Here is a 1,216-nt window from a genome sequence, read left to right on the forward strand (position 1 = left end):
TTTGCCATTTTGTTATTCCTCACAAATAAATAAGCCGTTATTAACGCCAGATAATCTGGCAGCCATTAAGGCGGGCCGTCCATACTGAACGGGCAACCCCTGATTTATGCTCCATAATCCTGACAGCGTTTCTGACCAGCTCCGGTGGTGGGCAGGTGATTTCAAGTACCGGACGCGCCACGCCGAGATATGATTCATTTACGTGACTCCCGTGCGCCTGTAACCAGTTCTGCGCATCCGTTGCCATTTTTATATTTCGTGACATCATGGTTTATGTCCTTTACTACCAGTTCAGTAACCTGGGGTTGCTGTAAGCCTCCTTAAAAGCCGCTTTAATGTGACTTTTATTCAGGGATGTGCCTGCACCTTTTGCCGCCAGCCACGCATGATTCAGTGTGTGAGTTAATACACGCAATCCCCCGGGCTTTTCGGCTACCCTCATCAGCAGGTCCAGCTCATCTTCCTGTGTTACTCCCCATGCTTTGGCTACAGCCATCACATCGGTCTTTTTTACTTTGCGCAGTTGTTTTGTCATGGCAAAACGGCTGAACAGACGGGCCAGTTCATCAGTCCCACGACGGGTGGCATCCGCCATCTGTTTCGGGTTGCCAATTAAAACCATCCCCACGCCAGTGGCATCCTGAATGGCGCGTAATTGCTCCAGACCATCCACACTTAAGTGATCAGCTTCATCAATAATCAGAAGGGGGTTAACACGGCCACTGGTTTCTTTACCACCACCCAGTTTTCTGCGAATGGCGCGGGTTATATTCCCCTTATTTCTTCCCGGATTATTAATTTCCAGCGCATATGCTATTTCAAGGAGGCATTCCGTTACGCTCGAATGTGCCGGAGCAAGAGTCACCATCCAGGCATTAGCTGTCCTGCGACAATATTCCCGGGCAGCAAAGGTTTTTCCGACACCCGGTACGCCAACAACGACACTGATAATCCCGAGTGAGCGCACTGTTTTAAACAGCTCATGCAAATCACAAAATATCTGGGTCTTCACAACACCAGGGGTACCTGACAAGTTCTGTCCCTTCTGCCAGACCTGATACCATTTCTGTAATTTGTCATGCATACCTTCGACATTACCGTTGTACTCTCCTTTACGCAGAGCCGAGAGTGTTGCCGGAGACATTCCGGCTTCATCAGCAATATCTTCCTGAGACTTGTCGCCCTCGTTAATCAAAGCGTTAATAGTGTCGAAAAC

General features: G+C 48.9%; 2 protein-coding genes. Both read right to left on the reverse strand.

Annotation, left to right across the window (positions count from 1 at the left end; genetic code table 11):
- Nucleotides 1-40: 40 nt before the first annotated feature.
- The gene (locus ACUU1I_RS20610; RefSeq protein WP_000987799.1) at nucleotides 41-268 is read right to left on the reverse strand and encodes a hypothetical protein; all 228 of its coding nucleotides are present in this window, start codon (nucleotides 266-268) and stop codon (nucleotides 41-43) included.
- A gap of 15 nt (nucleotides 269-283) precedes the next feature.
- Nucleotides 284-1,216, reverse strand: a 933-nt coding sequence (locus tag ACUU1I_RS20615; RefSeq protein ID WP_449144915.1) for an AAA family ATPase, incomplete at its 5' end; no start/stop codon positions are given.

The sequence above is a fragment of the Shigella sp. SIG3 genome, assembly GCF_053555855.1.